General features: G+C 58.2%; 18 protein-coding genes. 10 read left to right on the forward strand and 8 right to left on the reverse strand.

All coding sequences use genetic code 11. The features are described from left to right. Positions 1-3 precede the first annotated feature (3 nt). Positions 4-576, forward strand: coding sequence for a DUF3833 family protein (locus tag SJY29_RS14550; RefSeq protein WP_110277898.1), 573 nt, complete (start codon positions 4-6; stop codon positions 574-576). A gap of 2 nt (positions 577-578) precedes the next feature. Further along, complete coding sequence (locus SJY29_RS14555; RefSeq protein WP_400084130.1) at positions 579-1,316, forward strand: SDR family NAD(P)-dependent oxidoreductase; 738 nt, start codon at positions 579-581, stop codon at positions 1,314-1,316. A 6-nt stretch (positions 1,317-1,322) separates the two neighbouring features. On the opposite strand, the gene SJY29_RS14560 is transcribed toward SJY29_RS14555, so the two are convergent. After that, positions 1,323-2,465, reverse strand: a complete 1,143-nt coding sequence (locus tag SJY29_RS14560) for an alkane 1-monooxygenase (protein ID WP_400084132.1) — start codon at positions 2,463-2,465, stop codon at positions 1,323-1,325. Positions 2,466-2,517: 52 nt separating this feature from the next. Further along, positions 2,518-3,570 (reverse strand): A/G-specific adenine glycosylase, encoded by a 1,053-nt coding sequence (gene mutY, locus SJY29_RS14565; protein WP_400084135.1) that lies wholly within the window; start codon positions 3,568-3,570, stop codon positions 2,518-2,520. Between the two features lie 68 nt (positions 3,571-3,638). Between mutY and SJY29_RS14570 the strand changes: the two genes are divergently transcribed. From SJY29_RS14570 to SJY29_RS14580, 3 genes are read left to right on the forward strand one after another with little or no spacing between them, the layout of a single operon-like run. Further along, on the forward strand, positions 3,639-4,157 hold the full coding sequence (locus SJY29_RS14570; protein WP_400084138.1) for a DUF721 domain-containing protein: 519 nt from the start codon (positions 3,639-3,641) through the stop codon (positions 4,155-4,157). A 2-nt stretch (positions 4,158-4,159) separates the two neighbouring features. After that, entirely contained in the window at positions 4,160-4,825 is a 666-nt protein-coding gene (locus SJY29_RS14575; RefSeq protein ID WP_400084141.1) for a DsbA family protein, read from the forward strand. A 31-nt stretch (positions 4,826-4,856) separates the two neighbouring features. Then, positions 4,857-5,978 carry a CaiB/BaiF CoA transferase family protein gene (locus SJY29_RS14580; protein WP_400084143.1) on the forward strand — a complete coding sequence of 374 codons (1,122 nt, stop codon included), beginning with the start codon at positions 4,857-4,859 and terminating at the stop codon, positions 5,976-5,978. Here the strand turns inward: SJY29_RS14580 and lpxK are convergent. From lpxK to SJY29_RS14610, 6 genes are all read right to left on the reverse strand, one after another. Next, positions 5,975-6,961, reverse strand: coding sequence for a tetraacyldisaccharide 4'-kinase (gene lpxK / locus SJY29_RS14585; RefSeq protein WP_400084146.1), 987 nt, complete (start codon positions 6,959-6,961; stop codon positions 5,975-5,977). The genes SJY29_RS14580 and lpxK overlap by 4 nt on opposite strands. Beyond that, positions 6,962-8,158: a 3-deoxy-D-manno-octulosonic acid transferase gene (locus SJY29_RS14590; RefSeq protein WP_400084149.1), complete on the reverse strand. Its 1,197-nt coding sequence runs from the start codon at positions 8,156-8,158 to the stop codon at positions 6,962-6,964. A 21-nt stretch (positions 8,159-8,179) separates the two neighbouring features. After that, the gene (locus tag SJY29_RS14595; protein WP_400084152.1) at positions 8,180-8,425 is read right to left on the reverse strand and encodes a DUF4170 domain-containing protein; all 246 of its coding nucleotides are present in this window, start codon (positions 8,423-8,425) and stop codon (positions 8,180-8,182) included. A gap of 36 nt (positions 8,426-8,461) precedes the next feature. Beyond that, positions 8,462-9,253, reverse strand: a complete 792-nt coding sequence (locus tag SJY29_RS14600; RefSeq protein WP_400084155.1) for a 3'(2'),5'-bisphosphate nucleotidase CysQ — start codon at positions 9,251-9,253, stop codon at positions 8,462-8,464. Further along, positions 9,240-10,586 (reverse strand): TldD/PmbA family protein, encoded by a 1,347-nt coding sequence (locus SJY29_RS14605; protein ID WP_400084158.1) that lies wholly within the window; start codon positions 10,584-10,586, stop codon positions 9,240-9,242. Before SJY29_RS14605 ends, SJY29_RS14600 begins: the two co-directional genes overlap by 14 nt. A gap of 122 nt (positions 10,587-10,708) precedes the next feature. Beyond that, entirely contained in the window at positions 10,709-12,211 is a 1,503-nt protein-coding gene (locus tag SJY29_RS14610; protein WP_400084161.1) for a DUF2125 domain-containing protein, read from the reverse strand. A 128-nt stretch (positions 12,212-12,339) separates the two neighbouring features. Between SJY29_RS14610 and SJY29_RS14615 the strand changes: the two genes are divergently transcribed. From SJY29_RS14615 to SJY29_RS14635, 5 genes are all read left to right on the forward strand, one after another. Next, positions 12,340-13,089: an SDR family oxidoreductase gene (locus SJY29_RS14615; protein ID WP_110278508.1), complete on the forward strand. Its 750-nt coding sequence runs from the start codon at positions 12,340-12,342 to the stop codon at positions 13,087-13,089. Further along, on the forward strand, positions 13,086-13,709 hold the full coding sequence (locus SJY29_RS14620; RefSeq protein WP_400084164.1) for an enoyl-CoA hydratase/isomerase family protein: 624 nt from the start codon (positions 13,086-13,088) through the stop codon (positions 13,707-13,709). The genes SJY29_RS14615 and SJY29_RS14620 overlap by 4 nt, the downstream gene beginning before the upstream one ends. Positions 13,710-13,722: 13 nt before the next feature. Next, on the forward strand, positions 13,723-15,030 hold the full coding sequence (locus SJY29_RS14625; RefSeq protein ID WP_400084166.1) for a mechanosensitive ion channel family protein: 1,308 nt from the start codon (positions 13,723-13,725) through the stop codon (positions 15,028-15,030). Next, the gene (locus tag SJY29_RS14630; protein ID WP_400084168.1) at positions 15,027-16,190 is read left to right on the forward strand and encodes a TIGR03862 family flavoprotein; all 1,164 of its coding nucleotides are present in this window, start codon (positions 15,027-15,029) and stop codon (positions 16,188-16,190) included. The genes SJY29_RS14625 and SJY29_RS14630 overlap by 4 nt, the downstream gene beginning before the upstream one ends. A 533-nt stretch (positions 16,191-16,723) precedes the next feature. Continuing rightward, the gene (locus SJY29_RS14635) at positions 16,724-16,933 is read left to right on the forward strand and encodes a hypothetical protein (protein ID WP_110277884.1); all 210 of its coding nucleotides are present in this window, start codon (positions 16,724-16,726) and stop codon (positions 16,931-16,933) included. Positions 16,934-16,979: the final 46 nt, after the last annotated feature.

Raw genomic sequence — 16,979 nt, forward strand, 5'->3', positions numbered from 1 at the left:
ACGATGTCGTTTATGACCTACATCCTGATAGGCGCTGCGTTGATGGCTATCGCCGTATTTCTGCGAGAGCGTTACGTGTCGTTCTGGGCGCAGAAATCCGATGATTACGCAGATGGCCCGATTTTTGATATCCGCGAACGGTTCAACGGGCCAATTGTCTGCGAAGGTGTGATCTATGGGCCGACCGGTCGTGTGTCTTCCCGTTTTGTGGCGGACTTCGAGGCCTCTTGGAACGGCAATGTCGGGACCATGAAAGAGGTTTTTCATTACGACAGCGGGCAGGTGCAAGAGCGCGAATGGACACTCACCCTTGGCAATGACGGGTCAATCAAGGCTGATGCGCCTGATCTGGTTGGGTCCGGTCATGGCGCGCAGAAAGGCTCAGCGGTTTCCCTGAACTACCGTATCAAGCTGACCGAAGAGGCAGGCGGCCATGCGCTTGATGTGACAGACTGGATGTATCTGATGTCCAACGGGTCAATCATGAACCGCAGCCAGTTCCGCAAGTTCGGGATCAAAGTGGCCGAGCTCGTCGCGACGATGCGCCCCAAAGACAAAGCCTACGCAGGAGAATAACCGTGAAAAACTGGCAAGGAAAACGATACTGGCTTGTAGGCGCAAGCGAGGGGCTGGGGCGTGAAGTCGCTTTCAGCCTTAGCCGCGCAGGGGCCGAGGTGATCGTGTCTGCCAGATCAGAGGACCGGTTGAAGGAACTGGTCGCGGAGCTTCCCGGAAAAGCCTCTTACATCGCTGTAGATGTCGCCGACCGCGCGGCGGTTGAAGCCGCCGCGAAAGAAGCAGGCGAGATTGATGGCGTTGTCTATCTGGCGGGCGTCTACTGGCCGATGAAGGCGCAGGACTGGGACAACGAGAAAGCGGACATGATGGGCGAGGTCAACTTCCTTGGCGCATCGCGTGTCGTGGGGGCCGTCATCAAGGATATGGTCGCGAAAGGGGCGGGGCACATCGTACTTGTTGGTTCGCTGTCCGGTTTCCGTGGTCTGCCCGGTGCGATTGGTTACTCGGCGTCTAAGGCCGGGCTGATGTCTTTGGCGGAATCAATGCAGGCCGATCTGCGCACCTCTCCAATTGAGGTGCAGCTGATCAACCCCGGTTTCATCAAGACCCGCCTGACCGACAAGAACGACTTTACGATGCCGTTCATCATGTCGGCAGAGGATGCCGCCAAAGAGGTGTTCGAGCATATGAACACCGACGCTTTCAAGAAAAGCTTTCCCATGCTCTTTTCATGGGTCTTCCGTCTGTCGCAGTTCATGCCGGACTGGATGTATTACCGGCTCTTTGGCGCAAAATAGCGCCTGCTATCGCGGCATCGGATTGGTGGCATTCTTGTAGGGTTTCCAGTTGTTGATCTCTGGATAGTACTTTTGCCGCCAGTCCTTGACGCGCGGGTTCATCACCTTGCGCCAGGCAGGCGGGACCAGCGCGATCATCGTCATCAGCGGATAACCATAGGGCAGTTGCGGCGCTTCATCATCATCGTAGGTCTGAAGTAACGGAAAGCGCCGGTTGGGTTTGTAGTGGTGATCAGAGTGCCGCTGCAGATTGATCAACAACCAGTTGGAGGCCTGCTGCGATGCATTCCATGAATGCCTTGGCAGCACGTGTTCATATTTGCCATCGCCCAAGTGTTTGCGTGTGAGCCCGTAGTGTTCCACATAGTCGACCAACTCGAGCTGGAAGACAGCCCAGAACGCCTGTGTTGCGAACAAGAACACGCCCCACCAACCGCCGATGCCCCATGCAAGCAGGACAAAACCGGCCTCAAGCGCCCAATACCGCCAGAACGGGTTGGACCGATGAAACCAGGGCAATTCCTTGCGCGCCAACATCGCCTTCTCGGCTTTGAAGGATGACACCAGCGATTGGTAAAGCACACGCGGGAAGAAACGATAGAAGCTTTCACCATAGCGCGCGGTCACTGGATCGCGTGGCGTCCCGATATAGCGGTGGTGGACCAGCAGATGTTCTGACCGGAAATGCGCATAAAGCACCGACGATAAAAGGATATCGGCCAGCCACCGTTCCAGCTTGGGCTTCTGGTGCACCAATTCATGCGCATAGGTGATGCCAATCGTGCCGGACAGAATGCCAAGTGCCGCAAAAAGCAACCATTGCTCGACCGGTCTCAGATGGTTGGTTTGCACCACATAGACCATGATCCCGAAGATCGTGAGCAACTGGAACGGCGTCCAAAGAAGCGTGATCAGACGGTACCAGAACAATTGGCCTTCCGGCGTTTCAACGTCGGGATTTTGCGTGTTCTTCCCGACGATGTAATCAAGAAAGGTGAATAGATACCACGTAGACAGAGGCAAAAGCGCTATCGCCCACCCGCCATAAACCGCCGCCAGAACAGCGAGCGGCACCAAGCCAAGCGACAGCCAGAAAGGGAGCGCGCTGGGAAGGTTACCGATCTTTGATGTTTCAGGAATGCTTGTCATATCATGTCCGAAAGCGTTGCAGTCACAACAATAGGTTCAGCGGCCTTACTTCTCAATCGTCGCGTAGCGTCATATGGGCAAGATCAAACACCTTGCGCATCACCGTCGGTAACGCAGTCGGGTTAAATTTCCCTTGTGACAGGAATTCCCCGCGCGCAGGTTTTGTGCCCAAGGCTACCTTTGCCGTCATGATCTTCAACCGCAAATGAAAATGCGTGAAGGTATGCCGCGCCTCTTCGCCCAATGCTGTCCATTCTGCCTCAAACGGCGGTTCTGGTGCAGGATCATCGCCCCAATCCGACCCCGGCCAGCCCAACATGCCACCCAACAGGCCCTTTTCAGGACGGGTTTCCAAGAGCCATGCGCCGTCTTCGCGGCGCGCAACATAGACGATGCCAAACCGGGTTGGCGTCTTTTTCTTGGGTGTTTTCTTGGGCAGGTCCGCTGCGGTACCGGCAATGCGCGCAGCGCAGTCATCACGCCACGGGCAGATCCCGCATGCTGGGTTGCGCGGCGTGCAAATCGTAGCGCCAAGATCCATCACTGCCTGTGCATAATCACCAGGGCGAGTTTGGGGCGTCAGTTCTGCGGCCCGCGCAGTCAGTTCCGCCTTGGAACTTGGCAGGGGCGCGTGAATATCGTGCAGGCGCGCCATGACACGCTCGACATTGCCATCAACCACGGTCTCGGGCCGGTCAAAGGCAATCGCGGCAACAGCCGCCGCTGTGTAGGGGCCAATGCCGGGCAGTTTTAGTAACTCTGCATAGGTATCTGGGAACACGCCGTCATAATCGGCAACCACTGCACGGGCACATTTCAGCAAGTTCCGCGCGCGGGCGTAATACCCCAAACCCGCCCAAGCGGCCATGACATCGGCGTCATCTGCCGATGCCAAATCGCGCACCGTGGGCCAGATTGCCAGAAATTTGCGGTGATAATCACGCACCGCGGCCACGGTTGTCTGTTGCAACATGACCTCGGACATCCAGACAGCATAAGGATCAGGCAGGACACCCGCCTTACGATCAGCAGGCGGCACACGCCACGGCATTTCGCGCGCATGGGTGTCATACCATGCCAAAAGCTCTGCACTAAGGTCACGCAATGTTTATTACCCGTTTCAAACCGCCCCGCAGACTTGGCGCGTCTTTCATCTTAGAGTAGGGCTTAGACATGAAAGAACCACGTCCTACCAGCACCACGCGCGGATTTTCCCGCGCGGCGACGTTGATGCAAGGCAAAGTGCGCAAAGCCAGCGAGGATCGCGGCTTTGCTGTGACCCGCCTTTTGACGCATTGGTCCGAGGTGGTGGGACAAGCGACAGCCGCAATCGCCACGCCTGTGAACGTCAGCTACGGCAAGGGTGGCATGGGTGCGACGCTGACATTGCTGACAACAGGGGCACAGGCCCCCATGTTGGAAATGCAAAAAGAGCAGATTCGCGAAAAGGTTAATGCCTGCTACGGCTACCGCGCTATTTCGCGGGTCCGGATCACACAGACAGCGCCAACGGGCTTTGCCGAAGGGCGCGTGGCCTTTGGGCACGCGCCAAAAGTCAGGAAAACACCTGATCCAGCCGTGCAAATGGCCGCAAAGGCCCTATCTGAAAAAGTGGAAAACGAAAAACTGCGTGCGGCGCTGACCGCGCTGGGCGCAAACGTCTTAACGAAACAAAACTCGCATCAGAGGTAGATATGAAACGTAGAACTCTTTTGGCCGCAGGTGGCAGTGCTTTGGTCGCGCTGGGCGCTGGTTGGACACTGACACGGCCTGACCCTGCAACTGGGCTATTGCCGGGGGCGGCCATGGCGCAAAGCGCCGATGGTGCACTTCCCGAAGTGATCGAAATGGTTCTGGGTAATCCCGATGCGCCGGTTGAGGTGATCGAATATGCCTCTTACACCTGCCCGCACTGTGCGACGTTCCACGCCAACCAGTATCAGGCGCTGAAGGAAAACTATATCGACACAGGCCGGATCCGTTTTGTCTACCGCGAAGTCTATTTCGACCGTCCGGGCCTTTGGGCTTCTATGATTGCACGCTGCAACAACACGCCTGAGTTCTTCTTCGCCTTCTCAGAGCTGCTTTACACAGAGCAACGTAACTGGCTCGCGTCTGGTGATCCGGCCACAATCGTTGAAGAGTTGCGCCGCTTGGCCAAGACGGCAGGCATGGATGATGCGGCACTTGATGCCTGCCTCAGCGATGCGGCCAAGGCCGAGGCTTTGTTCACATGGTATCAGGAAAATGCCGACCGTGACGGGATCACAGGCACGCCAAGCTTCCTGATCGACGGTCAGAAATATTCCAACATGGCCTATGATGAATTCGCTGCTATTCTGGACGGAAAGCTGGGCTAGATCAGCCCGCGCATGAACTGAAAGAATTGCAATGCAGCCTCTTGCGGGCCTGAAAGTTGTGGAACTGGCGCGGGTCCTTGCGGGCCCGCTTGCCGGACAGACACTTGCCGACCTTGGTGCTGAAGTTATCAAGGTCGAAAGCCCCCAAGGCGATGACACGCGCCAATGGGGTCCTCCCTTTGTCGATCACGAGGGCGAACAGGCCGCCGCCTATTTTCATTGCTGCAATCGCGGCAAGAAATCGGTGGTCATTGATTTCCGCACCCCCGAAGGCCAAGCGCAAGTGCGCCGCCTTGTGGCGGACGCCGATATCCTGATCGAGAACTTCAAGGTCGGCGGGCTGGCCAAATACGGGCTCGACTACGCCAGCCTTTCCGCGCTTAACCCCCGTCTGATCTATTGCTCGATCACCGGCTTTGGCCAGACCGGGCCCTACGCCAAACGCGCAGGCTATGACTACATCATTCAGGGCATGTCAGGCCTGATGTCCGTCACAGGCTCCCCTGACGGGCAGCCACAGAAAGTAGGCGTCGCAGTGACGGATATTTTCACCGGCATCTATGCCTGCACAGGCATCCTTGCGGCCGTGAACCAGCGGCACACGACGGGCAAGGGCCAACATATTGACATGGCGCTGATGGATGTGGCCACCGCTGTGATGACCAATCAGGCGATGAACTATCTGGCAACGGGGAACGCGCCCCAGCGGATGGGCAATGCGCACCCCAATATCGTGCCCTATCAGGTCTTTGACTGCGCCGACGGGCATATCATCGTCGCCAGCGGGAACGACGGGCAGTACCAGCATTTCTGTGTACTTCTGGGCCTGCCGGAATTGGCGGCGCATCCCGACTATGCGACCAATGCAGCGCGTTTGAAGAACCGCGATGCGCTAACGGCACTGTTGACAGCGAAAACGCAGACATGGACCAAGGCAGATCTCTTGGCTGCCTGCGAAACACATGGTGTCCCCGCAGGACCCATAAACGATCTGGAAGAAACCTTCGCCGATCCCCAAGTGATCCACCGCGGCATGCGTGTTGATCTGGACGGGGTGCCCTCTGTACGTCTGCCGATCACATTCTCGGATGCCGATGTGACGCCAAGGACCGCGTCACCGAAACTGGGTGCCGATCAGGACCTGCTGGATTAAAGCCCCAGGCGGTCAAAACCCGCATCAATCGGCGCCCATTCCACCAGCTGCAGACGCACCGGGAGGGTGAGCACTTTCATGCGAAAACTGGCGGGCAGGCGCACGGCGTCTTTCTCGGTTGTGACAAGCTGTGCTTTGCGCGCCTCTGCCTCGATCTCAAGGCGCTTCATCAAAGCCTCGGTCAAGGGTTGATGATCGCCCAGCGCCTCGGCGCGGACCAAAGTCGCGCCCATATCGCGGAGCGTGACAAAGAATTTCTCGGGGTGCCCGATCCCAGCAAAGGCAAGGAGTTTCAGATCACGCCATGGCATGCCGGTCGGCAGCGGAGCCAGATGGCCCACAAGATGCGGCACATCGAAATGCCACTGCGCGGCAAACCGGTCTTGCGCCGCAGGTGGCCCGATGGACAGCACCAGATCAGCCCGCTTCAGGCCCGACGCCACAGTTTCGCGCAAGGGCCCCGCAGGAATAACGCGGCCATTGCCAAACCCCCGCATCGCATCGACAACAACGATCGAGAGGTCTTTGGCCACATCTGGGTTCTGGAACCCGTCATCGAGCACGATCACATCCGCGCCCGCCTCTTGCGCGGCGCGCACACCAGCCGCACGGTCCTTGGCCACCCATGTGGGTGCAAAGGCGGCCAGAAGCAGCGGCTCATCGCCCGTCTGCTCTGCTTTATGATCGCGTTCACTGACACGCACAGGGCCTTCAAGGTGACCGCCATAGCCCCGCGACACGACGTGCGGGGTCCGGCCGCGATCTATAAGGCGCGCGATCAAAGCGATGGTTGTCGGTGTCTTGCCCGTTCCGCCTGCGTTGATATTGCCAATGCAAATGACCGGCACACTGGCCTTCACCTTGGCGGGCCGGCGCAGGCGGCGTGCGGTGCCAGCGGCGTAAAGTGCAGCCAAGGGCGCCAATGCGCGCGCGGTCAGGGTTGGTTGATCGGGAGGTGTGAACCAGAAGGACGGTGCGCGCATCTAAGAAACCAACTCTTCCAGACGCAGCTGGATAAATGTTGCGATACGGTTGGTCACCGTTGCCCCGCGCGATGTCACATCCCAGGCCGCATGGGCGAGTTCCGCCGCTTTATCCGCAGCCAAAAGCGTCTCAACCGCAACGCCCAGATCATTGCCAGAGCGCAGCAAACGGGACGCGCCTGCCGCATTCAACCGTGCTGCATGACGTTGAAACGGAGCCACTTGAGGGCCGTACAGGACAGCAGACCCAAGAGCTGCCGCCTCAAAAGGATCGCGACACCCTTTGCCGTCCAGCGTTCCCCCCAGATAGGTGATCGGCGCGATGCGGTACCACAGGCCAAGCTCTTCTTCGGTGTCGACCACATAGACCTGCGTAATCTCGGATGGTTCCGGCTCGTCCGACCGCAAAGCGACATTAAAGCCCTTCCCACGCATTTGTTCCACAATGTCATGGGCCGCCGTCGCATCCTGCGGGACGACAATCAGCAAGAGACGATGTGCACGTCTGCTTGCGGCGTGATGGGCCTTTGCAATGTAACCGGTTTCGCACGCCGGTGTAGCCGCCGCGAGCCAGACAGGGCGTGTCCCGATGGCTTTGGAGATTTCGCTGCGCTCGGTTTCGCTACAAGGTAATGTTGGCGCGCAGTCTTCCATCGCACCCGTTACCAAAACATTATCCGCAGGTGCACCCGCATAAATCAATCGGTCCGCTGCTGCCTGATCAAGTGCAAGCACAGCCTCGAACTGCGACAACATCGAGCGCCGGGCACCGGGCACCCATTTGCCGGCTATATCATCAAGACCTTCGGCCGTCGCATCGACAAAGATGGCGGGGACCTTGGCATTATCCAGTTCTGACAAGAGTATTGGATCAAGATCGCCCTTCACCCATATGCTCATGGCTGGTTGCCAGTGGGCAATGAAGGCGCGGATATCTTTACGCCCTTGCGGCTCCGGCAAGGCGCGTTGGGCATATTCCGGCACCCAGTGCAGCAGCGTTGCCACCACATGGATGGGATCGCCGTCTTCGGCCAGCTTCCGGTCAAGAGTCTCTATCGCCATCAACTGGTCCGGGCGGCTACATCGCGCCCAGATGATCGTACCCGCAGGGCGGGGTGGCTGTTCGGCCAGTGGCTTTTTGCGGTCATGTGACCCCAAGCCTGCCAGATAGGCTGCGATTGCGAGGGATCTTGCCATTTTCTGACCGATGGCCTTGCCTTAGCTATCGAGTTCTTCAGTCGGCGACGCCGCTGTTTCTTCGTCCCGCAAGCGGTGGATGTGTGCAATGAAGTACCGCATATGCGCATTGTCAACGGTGCGCTGTGCGGCACCTTTCCACGCATTATAAGCCGCATCATAGTTTGGGTACATGCCAACGATATCAATGGCATCCACATCCTTGAATGCGTTCTTGGTCGGATCTATCAGCTCGCCGCCAAAAACGAGGTGCAGGCGTTGTGTCATGGGTAAACCTTTGCGAAAAAATCTGTCGGGGACAGTCTAGGCCTTTGGCGCGGATGGCTCAAGCCGCGCAAGCAGATCACCATGAAGCCGTGGACCGGCGGCCAGAACACCGGGAACCTGCGGGTGGGTGTTGTTGAAGCGGAGCGGCGCCCCCTGTTGGTCGGAAATCGTGGCGCCTGCCTCTTGCACGATTAATGCCCCCGCCGCGATATCCCATTCCCAACTGGGGCGCAGGGTAATCATCCCGTCGAAACTGCCCTCGGCCGCAAGACAAAGCCTGTAGGCAAGCGATGACCTGAATGCGCGCTTGACCGGCGGGAGCGTCCCGCCTTTCCAGAACCGGGCATCAAAATTCGGCCTTGCGCCAAGGATCGTCGCATCATCAATCTGCGGGTCAGAGGCGCTGATCACCGCGCCGTTCATCGTCGCACCACCACCAATTACGGCAGCGAACATCATATCACGCATCGGCAGATAAACCGCGGCGGCGACCGGAATGCCATTCTCGGTCACGGCAAGCGAATGTGCCCAATCCTTGCTGCCCTCGATAAAGGCACGGGTCCCGTCGATAGGGTCAATGATGAACTGGCGCTGCGTCTCAAGGCGTGCGGCATTGTCCTCGGTTTCCTCCGACAGCCAGCCATATTCGGGCCGCTCTGCTTGCAGGAAATTCTCCAGCATTGCGTTCACGGCAAGATCCGCCGCCGTCACCGGCCCTGCGCCATGCGGTTTATCGGTCACATCGGGATTTTGCTGAAAATACCGCTTGGCAATGTCGCCCGACTGGCGCGCTGCTTGCACAAGCAGTGCAAGATCAGGCTCCGGCAAGCGTCAATCCTTCAACCAGCAACGAGGGAACAACGCGCGACAGATGCTCGCGGCCGTCATTGGCAGGCTGGATCGTCAACAACATCTCGCGCAGGTTACCCGCAACGGTACATTCGTTGACGGGATAGGCGATTTCACCGTTCTCGACCCAGAAACCAGCCGCGCCGCGTGAATAATCGCCAGTGTTCGGATTGATGGTTGAACCGATCATCGAGGTCACTAAAAGCCCTGTGCCCATCTCGCGGATCAGATCATCGCGTGATTGCTGGCCTTGGGTCAGTGCCACATTTGTCAGGCTCGGGGATGGCGGCGATCCGGTGCCACGCGCGGCATTTGCCGTGCTTGGCATCCCAAGCTTGCGCCCTGTCGCCAGATCAAGCGTCCAGCCCATCAGGACGCCATCTTCGACAATCGCACGCCGGGATGTCGCCAAACCTTCGGCATCAAAGAGCTTTGATCCGGTGACACGCACGCGGTGCGGATCCTCAATAATTGACAACCCCTTGGGCAGAACCTGTTGACCAATGGCATCGCGCAACCAGCTTGAGCCGCGCGCAATCATGGATCCGTTGCTGGCCTGCAGAAGGCTCCCAATCAGGGTGCTGGCGACACGTTCATCAAAGAGCACCGGATAGGCTCCGGTGCGGGGACGCTTCGCGCCCGCCCGTTCCACTGCACGTTCCGCCGCGATGCGTCCGATTTCTTCGGCGTCACGCAGATCGGCCTGAAACACGCGGCTGTCATAGTCATAATCGCGCTCCATCCCTGTGCCGGTGCCGCTGATCGCCACACAGGACAGGCCACGATCACTGCGCGCATAGCCCGCAGAAAACCCGTTCGTTGCAGCCAGATGGATGCGGCGGCGCCCGTAACCTGCCGACGCGGATTGCACCTGTGAAACACCTGCATTGCGCAGGGCTGCCGCCTCTGCGCGCGTAGCATCCTCTTGCAGCGCGGCAGGGTCCGGCTCGTCGCTGGGATCATAAAGTTCCAGCGCCTCGGTCGCAGTATTGCTTGCCAGTTGTGACGGATCAGCAAGGCCCGCATGGGGGTCTTCAGGCGCTTCCTTGGCCATCGCCACACCACGTTCCGCCATCTGGACCAGCGTCTCGGGTTTCGTGTCGGATGACGACACACAGGCCTGCCGGTTCCCGACAAAGACGCGCAGACCAATGTCGATGCCCTCGGACCGTTCGGCCTGTTCCAGCGCACCTTCACGGACAGTAATCGAGATCGACGTGCCATCCACGGCAATCGCATCGGCGGCATCTGCACCAGCGCGCTTGGCGGCTTGCAATATCTGATCGGAAAGGTCTGAAAGAGATTGGGTCATCGTGTGTCCTTTGCTTGCTCAAAGACCTAGTGCGCCAAGGTCTGACCCGCAAGACCAAGGGTGGTGCAAATGAAAAAGGGCGCAAGTGTCGCCACCTGCGCCCCCTTTACAAAAAAGATCAATTAACGGACGCGATTGCCGTTCACGTTGACCTGACCGTTTGGCAGAACCTCGACAGAGGTTTCCATCTGGTCGTCACCGGTTGAGCGGGCAAACATGCCCACCATCATGCGTGCGCCCATTACATCCTGTTCGGGGACCAGCCCCATAGCGACAAGATTATCGAGCAGCGCGTTAAAGCCCGTAATCTCGATCGTTGCTGACCCTTCAGGGCGCGGCAGCGGCGCAAAGCTGTCCATGTCGCTGTTGTCAAACGTGAAGGCCCCACTGCCCACCAAAGCGGCACCGGCGGCGTTGACGTTCAGACGGTCCAGCGTCACTGATTCAAGCTCATAGGGCATTTCCGCGCTGTTCATCGCATCCTGCTGTTCCGGATCGAACATATCAAACAGCGCCTTACCACGGCCGCTCAGTGCCAGCTGGATCGTCGCAGGATCGCGCGGCAAAACCTTGCCCGCATCGAAAAGATCCCAAAGCGCATCGCTGATCGACAGGTCCACCAGATCGAAACCAAAGGCAAAATCCGAGGCTTCTTCGGAAGCGGCTGTCGGGAACAGAACATTCACCCCGTATTGCGCCAGGCTCAATTCAATCGGAAGCGGGAACTCACCGGAAACGATATTCACCGCAATATCATTGGTCAGCGATGTGTAGCCAACTGTGCTGTTGTTCAATTCACCCGTCAGGTTTGAAGACCCGACCGTGATTGACCCTGCGGCCTGATCACCCTCTGCATTGATATCGAAAACAAAGTCCGAGCGGTCGATCGTATAGCCCCCTGCAACGGCAAAACCGTCGACCATCAGCGTATCAGGATCGTCAAAATCCGCATCGGCGGGAACCGACATTTCAGCCTGCGCCGCAATGGCCGTCATTTTACCGCCCGCAGTCACATATTCGCCATTGCCGCCGGGAATCTGAAAATCAACCAGCAGGTCGACTGATCCGATTGTCCCGTTATACGAGATTTCGCGCAGATCGCCGGTTTCGGTCTGATAGCTCATGTCGATGTCGTTCAGCGTGACCTCGGCATCGCCGGTAAAGGTGATATCACCATCCACAACATCCTGTAGGGCAATGCCGTACTGATCGGCGGTGATCGCATAATTCATGGCGTCAGGGTCGCCGCTGACGATCATGCTCATGTTTTGCTGGGTCACGGCCAAGGTTACGACAACACCATCCTCACCGGTGATGACCATGGGATAGCTATCATCCATCGTCACCCGCACGGTGCCATCAGACTGTTCGTTGAAGGTGATCGTTCCAACGGAAATCTCGGCGGTGACGTCATCGTCCGTGGTCCGCAAAGACAGGTCGCGGATCGTCACGACGCCGCTTGAGGTCTCTTCCGCACCGATAGTGAGGCTGTCTTCACCGTAAAGGCTCATCTGTGCCTTCCAGTCTTCCCAGACCTGTGCGGCGGTGACGTCGGCCTGCGCTGCGCTGCCAGCGATCAATGCGGCGATGCAAACAGCGCTACGCATTCCTGTCGGATATGTCATGGATGATCCCTTTCGATATATCTTTGTCCCACCGGACCCGGCTTTGAAATATACCGGCGATGGGCTTTACTATTATGACAATAACTAGCTATCCCAAAAGCAATCTGAAAGGGACTTGTGTGAAAAACATCAATTTAGTCGGGAAAACCGTACTTATCACCGGGGCCAGCCGCGGCATCGGCGCAGCTGCCGCCTTTGCCTTTGCCGAAGCAGGCGCGAACGTCGCACTGGTTGCCCGCAGCACCGACGAGATTGCCGAAATTGCCGGAAAAATCGGGGAGAAAGCACTTGCGATCCCTTGCGATGTCTCGCGCTATTCCGATGTCGCTTCGGCCGTTGCCGCAACCGCGCGCACATTCGGCGGGTTGGATGTTCTGATCAATAACGCAGGCGTGGTTGAGCCCATCGGCCACCTGCAAGACACCGATCCCGAGGCGTGGTCGCGCACCATCGACATCAACCTCAAAGGCGTGATGCACGGGATGCATGCGGCGATGCCCGGCATGATTGCCCAAGGGCACGGCACGATTATCAACATCTCGTCCGGTGCCGCCCATGGCCCGGTCGAGGGCTGGTCGGCCTACTGCAGCTCCAAGGCTGCCGTCTATATGCTCACGCGTGCCGCCGACAAGGAATCCCGCGAGAAAGGCCTGCGGATCCTGGGCCTTTCGCCAGGGACAGTGGCCACGCAAATGCAGCGTGAAATCAAGGCGTCAGGCATCAATCCGGTCAGCCAGCTTGACTGGTCCGTCCATATCCCGCCCGAGTGGCCCGCACAGGCGCTGTTGTGGATGTGTACACCCGAGGCCGACGATTTCTTGGGCGATGACGTCAGCCTGCGTGACGAGGATATCCGCAAAAAGGTCGGGCTTGTATGATCCGCTGTGACAAGGATGGTGACACATGGGTCGTCACCATCGACCGACCCGACAAAGCGGGCGCGTTGACGCGTGATATGCTGATCCGGCTGGCCGAGATTGCAGAGGCGGCACAGGATGCGAAACTCTTCATTCTGACGGGCACGGGCGGTGTTTTTAGTGCCGGTGCAGATTTGGAAGCCGCGCGCGCAGGACTTGCCACCGATCCGGTCTGGGAACGGCTCTCGGGCGCGATCGCATCCTTGCCGTGCCTGACCATCGCAGCCCTGAACGGCACAGTGGCAGGCGGCGCATTTGGCATGGTGCTCGCCTGCGATCTGCGGATCGCCATTCCAAAGGCAAAGTTCTTCTATCCGGTGATGAAGCTGGGCTTTCTGCCGCAACCCTCTGATCCCCCGCGCCTGACACGGCTTGTCGGGCCCGCCCGCGCCAAGATGATTCTGATGGCAGGCCAAAAGATCGAGGCGGAACGGGCGCTCCAATGGGGATTGGTGGACCAGATCAGTAACCCTGACGCGCTGCTTGAAACCGCACAGAACCTTGGGGCAGATGCGCTCTCTGCCGCGCCGGAACATATTGCAGCGATCAAACGCATGACAGTAGAAGCGTTAAAACGATAAAGGGCGGGCGCGGATGGAACCAAACGGATTGATGGAGCAAGCCCAGAACGCCTTTGATCAGGCACTGGTCCTGGCACAAGGCTGGCTGCTTTCACCTGCGGCGTGGTCGCAATTTGCGCTTCTGATCGGTGCCTACCTTCTGGCACGGATCGCGAGCGGGATTATTACGCCGCGCCTGCGCACATTGCTCACACCGGATGCGGCCAACCGATCCATCCTCTCCAAGGCGCGCCGCTTCCTGCTCATCTTCCTACCGCTCACCTTGCCGCTCTTGGCTTATGGGTTTACCGCCGTCGGCGAAAGCGTGACGCGGTCCCTCTTCGGGTCCGGTGAAGTCATCGCATTCGGCAAGCGTGTCTTCCTTTTTCTTGCCGCCCGCGCACTGGCCAAAGATATCGTCACGGACGCCTTTCTGCGCCTTCTGGCGCGCTATATTCTCGTCCCTGTCGCGGCGCTCTATGCGCTTGGTTTTCTTGATGAAGTCACGATGGCGCTCGACGCGGCGCGGGTGACACTTGGCAATATCAGTTTCTCTGCGCTTTCCATCGTCCGCGGGCTTATTGTCGGCAGCCTGCTGTTCTGGCTGGGCCAATGGTCAAACGCGCAGTCCTCCTCTTACATCACGCAACAACCCATGCGGCCGGCAATCCGGCAACTGGCGATCAAGGCCTCTGAATTTGCGATCTTTACAGTCGCCTTCCTGATCCTGATGAATGTGATGGGGATCAACCTGAGTTCCTTGGCGATCATCGGGGGTGCCATTGGTGTGGGCCTTGGTTTCGGCCTGCAAAAAATCGCATCCAATTTTATCTCTGGCGTAATCCTGATGGTCGAGGGTCAAGCCACTGTCGGCGATTATGTCGAACTGGACGGCGGCGAAGCAGGAACCATCATCAAGATGGGGGCACGCGCAACGATCCTTGAAACGTTTGATGGCCGTTGGATTGTTGTCCCGAATGAGGATTTCATCACTACGCGGGTGGTCAATTACTCAGACTCCGGGTCAGCAAACCGGCTCGAGGTGGCATTTTCCGTAAGCTACGACACCGACATCAACCGTATCCCCGCCATCATCGAGGCCGCTGTTTCAAAGCACCCCGGCGTCCTGCAAGAGCCCGAAGGCCCTGACTGCGAATTACGCGGGTTTGGCGATAGCGGCGTGGATTTCGGGGTTGAATTCTGGGTCGAAGGCATTGACGACGGCAAGAACAAATACGCCTCTGACGTGCTGTTCCTGATCTGGAATGCCCTCAAGGAAAACGACATCGAGATCCCCTATCCGCACCGTGTGGTGGAAATCAAAGGATCCATGCCCGCGTGACCGATGCAATGGTCATTGGTGCGGGGCCCGCCGGGCTGATGGCTGCCGAGCAACTGGGCAGGGCCGGCGTTTCGGTCACCGTCGCCGATGCCATGCCATCGGTGGGGCGGAAATTCCTGATGGCGGGCAAATCAGGATTGAACATCACAAAGGCTGAACAACGTACCGCTTTTCTTGCGGCCTATGGCAGTTCACCCCCTCTTGCGCTGACCAAGGCCCTTGATGATTTCGGCCCGGATCAGGTGATGTCTTGGGCGGAGGGTCTGGGGCAAACCGTCTTTACCGGATCAACAGGGCGCGTGTTTCCCACCGTCATGAAAGCCTCACCCTTGTTGCGTGCTTGGCTGGCGCGGTTGCGTGACTATGGCGTGCGCATTGAAACGCGGTGGCGCTGGGACGGCTGGCAAGGTGACGCTTTGCGCTTTGAGACACCCGATGGCACAGTCACGGTCACGCCAAAGGTGACCGTCCTTGCGACAGGTGGCGCCAGTTGGGCACGCCTTGGGGCCAACGGCGCTTGGGCGGCGCATCTGCAGGATCAGGTCGCGCCCTTTGCCCCTGCGAATATGGGCTTTGTGGTGGACTGGTCGCCCCATATGGCCCCCTATCTGGGCACGCCGGTCAAATCGGTTGGCTTGACGGCTGGCAACCAGAGCACACGCGGCGAGTTTATCATCTCAGAGCGCGGTATCGAAGGTGGGGGCATCTATATGGTGTCCAAAGCCATGCGCGAGGGGGCACCGCTGACCATTGACTTGCTGCCCGACTGGCCAGAGGACAAGATCCGCGCAGCACTTGAGAAACCACGCGGCAAGGCGAGCCTGTCCAACCACCTGCGCAAAGTGCTCAGGTTTTCGCCGGTGCAGACGGCCTTGCTGATGGAATGTGGGCGACCGTTACCAGATGATCTTGCGCCACTTATCAAGGCGCTCCCCATCGCGCACCAAGGGCCACGGCCCATGGACGAAGCGATTTCTACTGCTGGCGGCGTGCGGTTCAGCGCACTCACCGATGATTTGATGCTGAAACAGCGCTTTGGTGTATTCTGCGCAGGCGAAATGCTGGATTGGGAGGCCCCGACAGGGGGCTACCTGATTACCGCGTGCCTTGCGACCGGCCAGCGCGCTGGTGCCGCCGCAGTCAAACTCTGCTGCGCGTGAGTGCGCGACAGGTCTGGCACCACGACGACCACCGTGCAGCGCCGTCACAGAATCCAAACCGGTCTTTGCCGAAAGAGCGTTGGCCTATGAGGCTTTGACAGCCGCGCCAAGGCTCCGCGAAACCTTGCAACCTGCCCCCTTGTTGAACATTGCGCGATTCACTGGCGGTACATTTCCAATTAAACTGAAAGCCACGCCCCTCGCATTGTCCTGCAGGACCGAAAGACCAATTGGACCGTTGCATTTTTGCACCGAAACCGCATGAATTATTTTGTCAGCGGTAATCCGAGCATCGGTCAATTGAATGCTGGAAATCTTCAATCTTCCAAAGTCATTATATTTTATCATTTCTAATCAAAGGGTTATAGTAATTCACACCCTCTGCAGAGGCAAATCCCCTACCGAAGCCCGGAAACAGATCTCAAGCCGTCAACTTTTGCATCTAGGATTTGCATGAAAACCCTGATTCATTGCGAAAATGTGGGTCGGTCACGCTTTGGCCGGTAGGCCCCTTGCACAAATGGAGTAACACTATGCGCATTACAACAACACTTGCCGCTGCAGCAGCTCTCGCAGTATCCGGCGTCGCCGCTTCTGCTGGTGGCATGGCTGAAGAAGTCATGGAAGCACCAGTCGTCGTAGCTGAGCCAGCACCAGCACCAGCAGCTTCTTCAATCAGCCCAACATACATCGTTCTGGGTGTACTTGCTGCACTTCTGATCGCAGCAGCAGCTGATCAATAAATCAGGATCTACGATCTTGAATGAAAGGCAGGCTTATGGCCTGCCT

The sequence above is a fragment of the Yoonia sp. R78084 genome (assembly GCF_044595625.1).
Lineage (GTDB): Bacteria > Pseudomonadota > Alphaproteobacteria > Rhodobacterales > Rhodobacteraceae > Yoonia.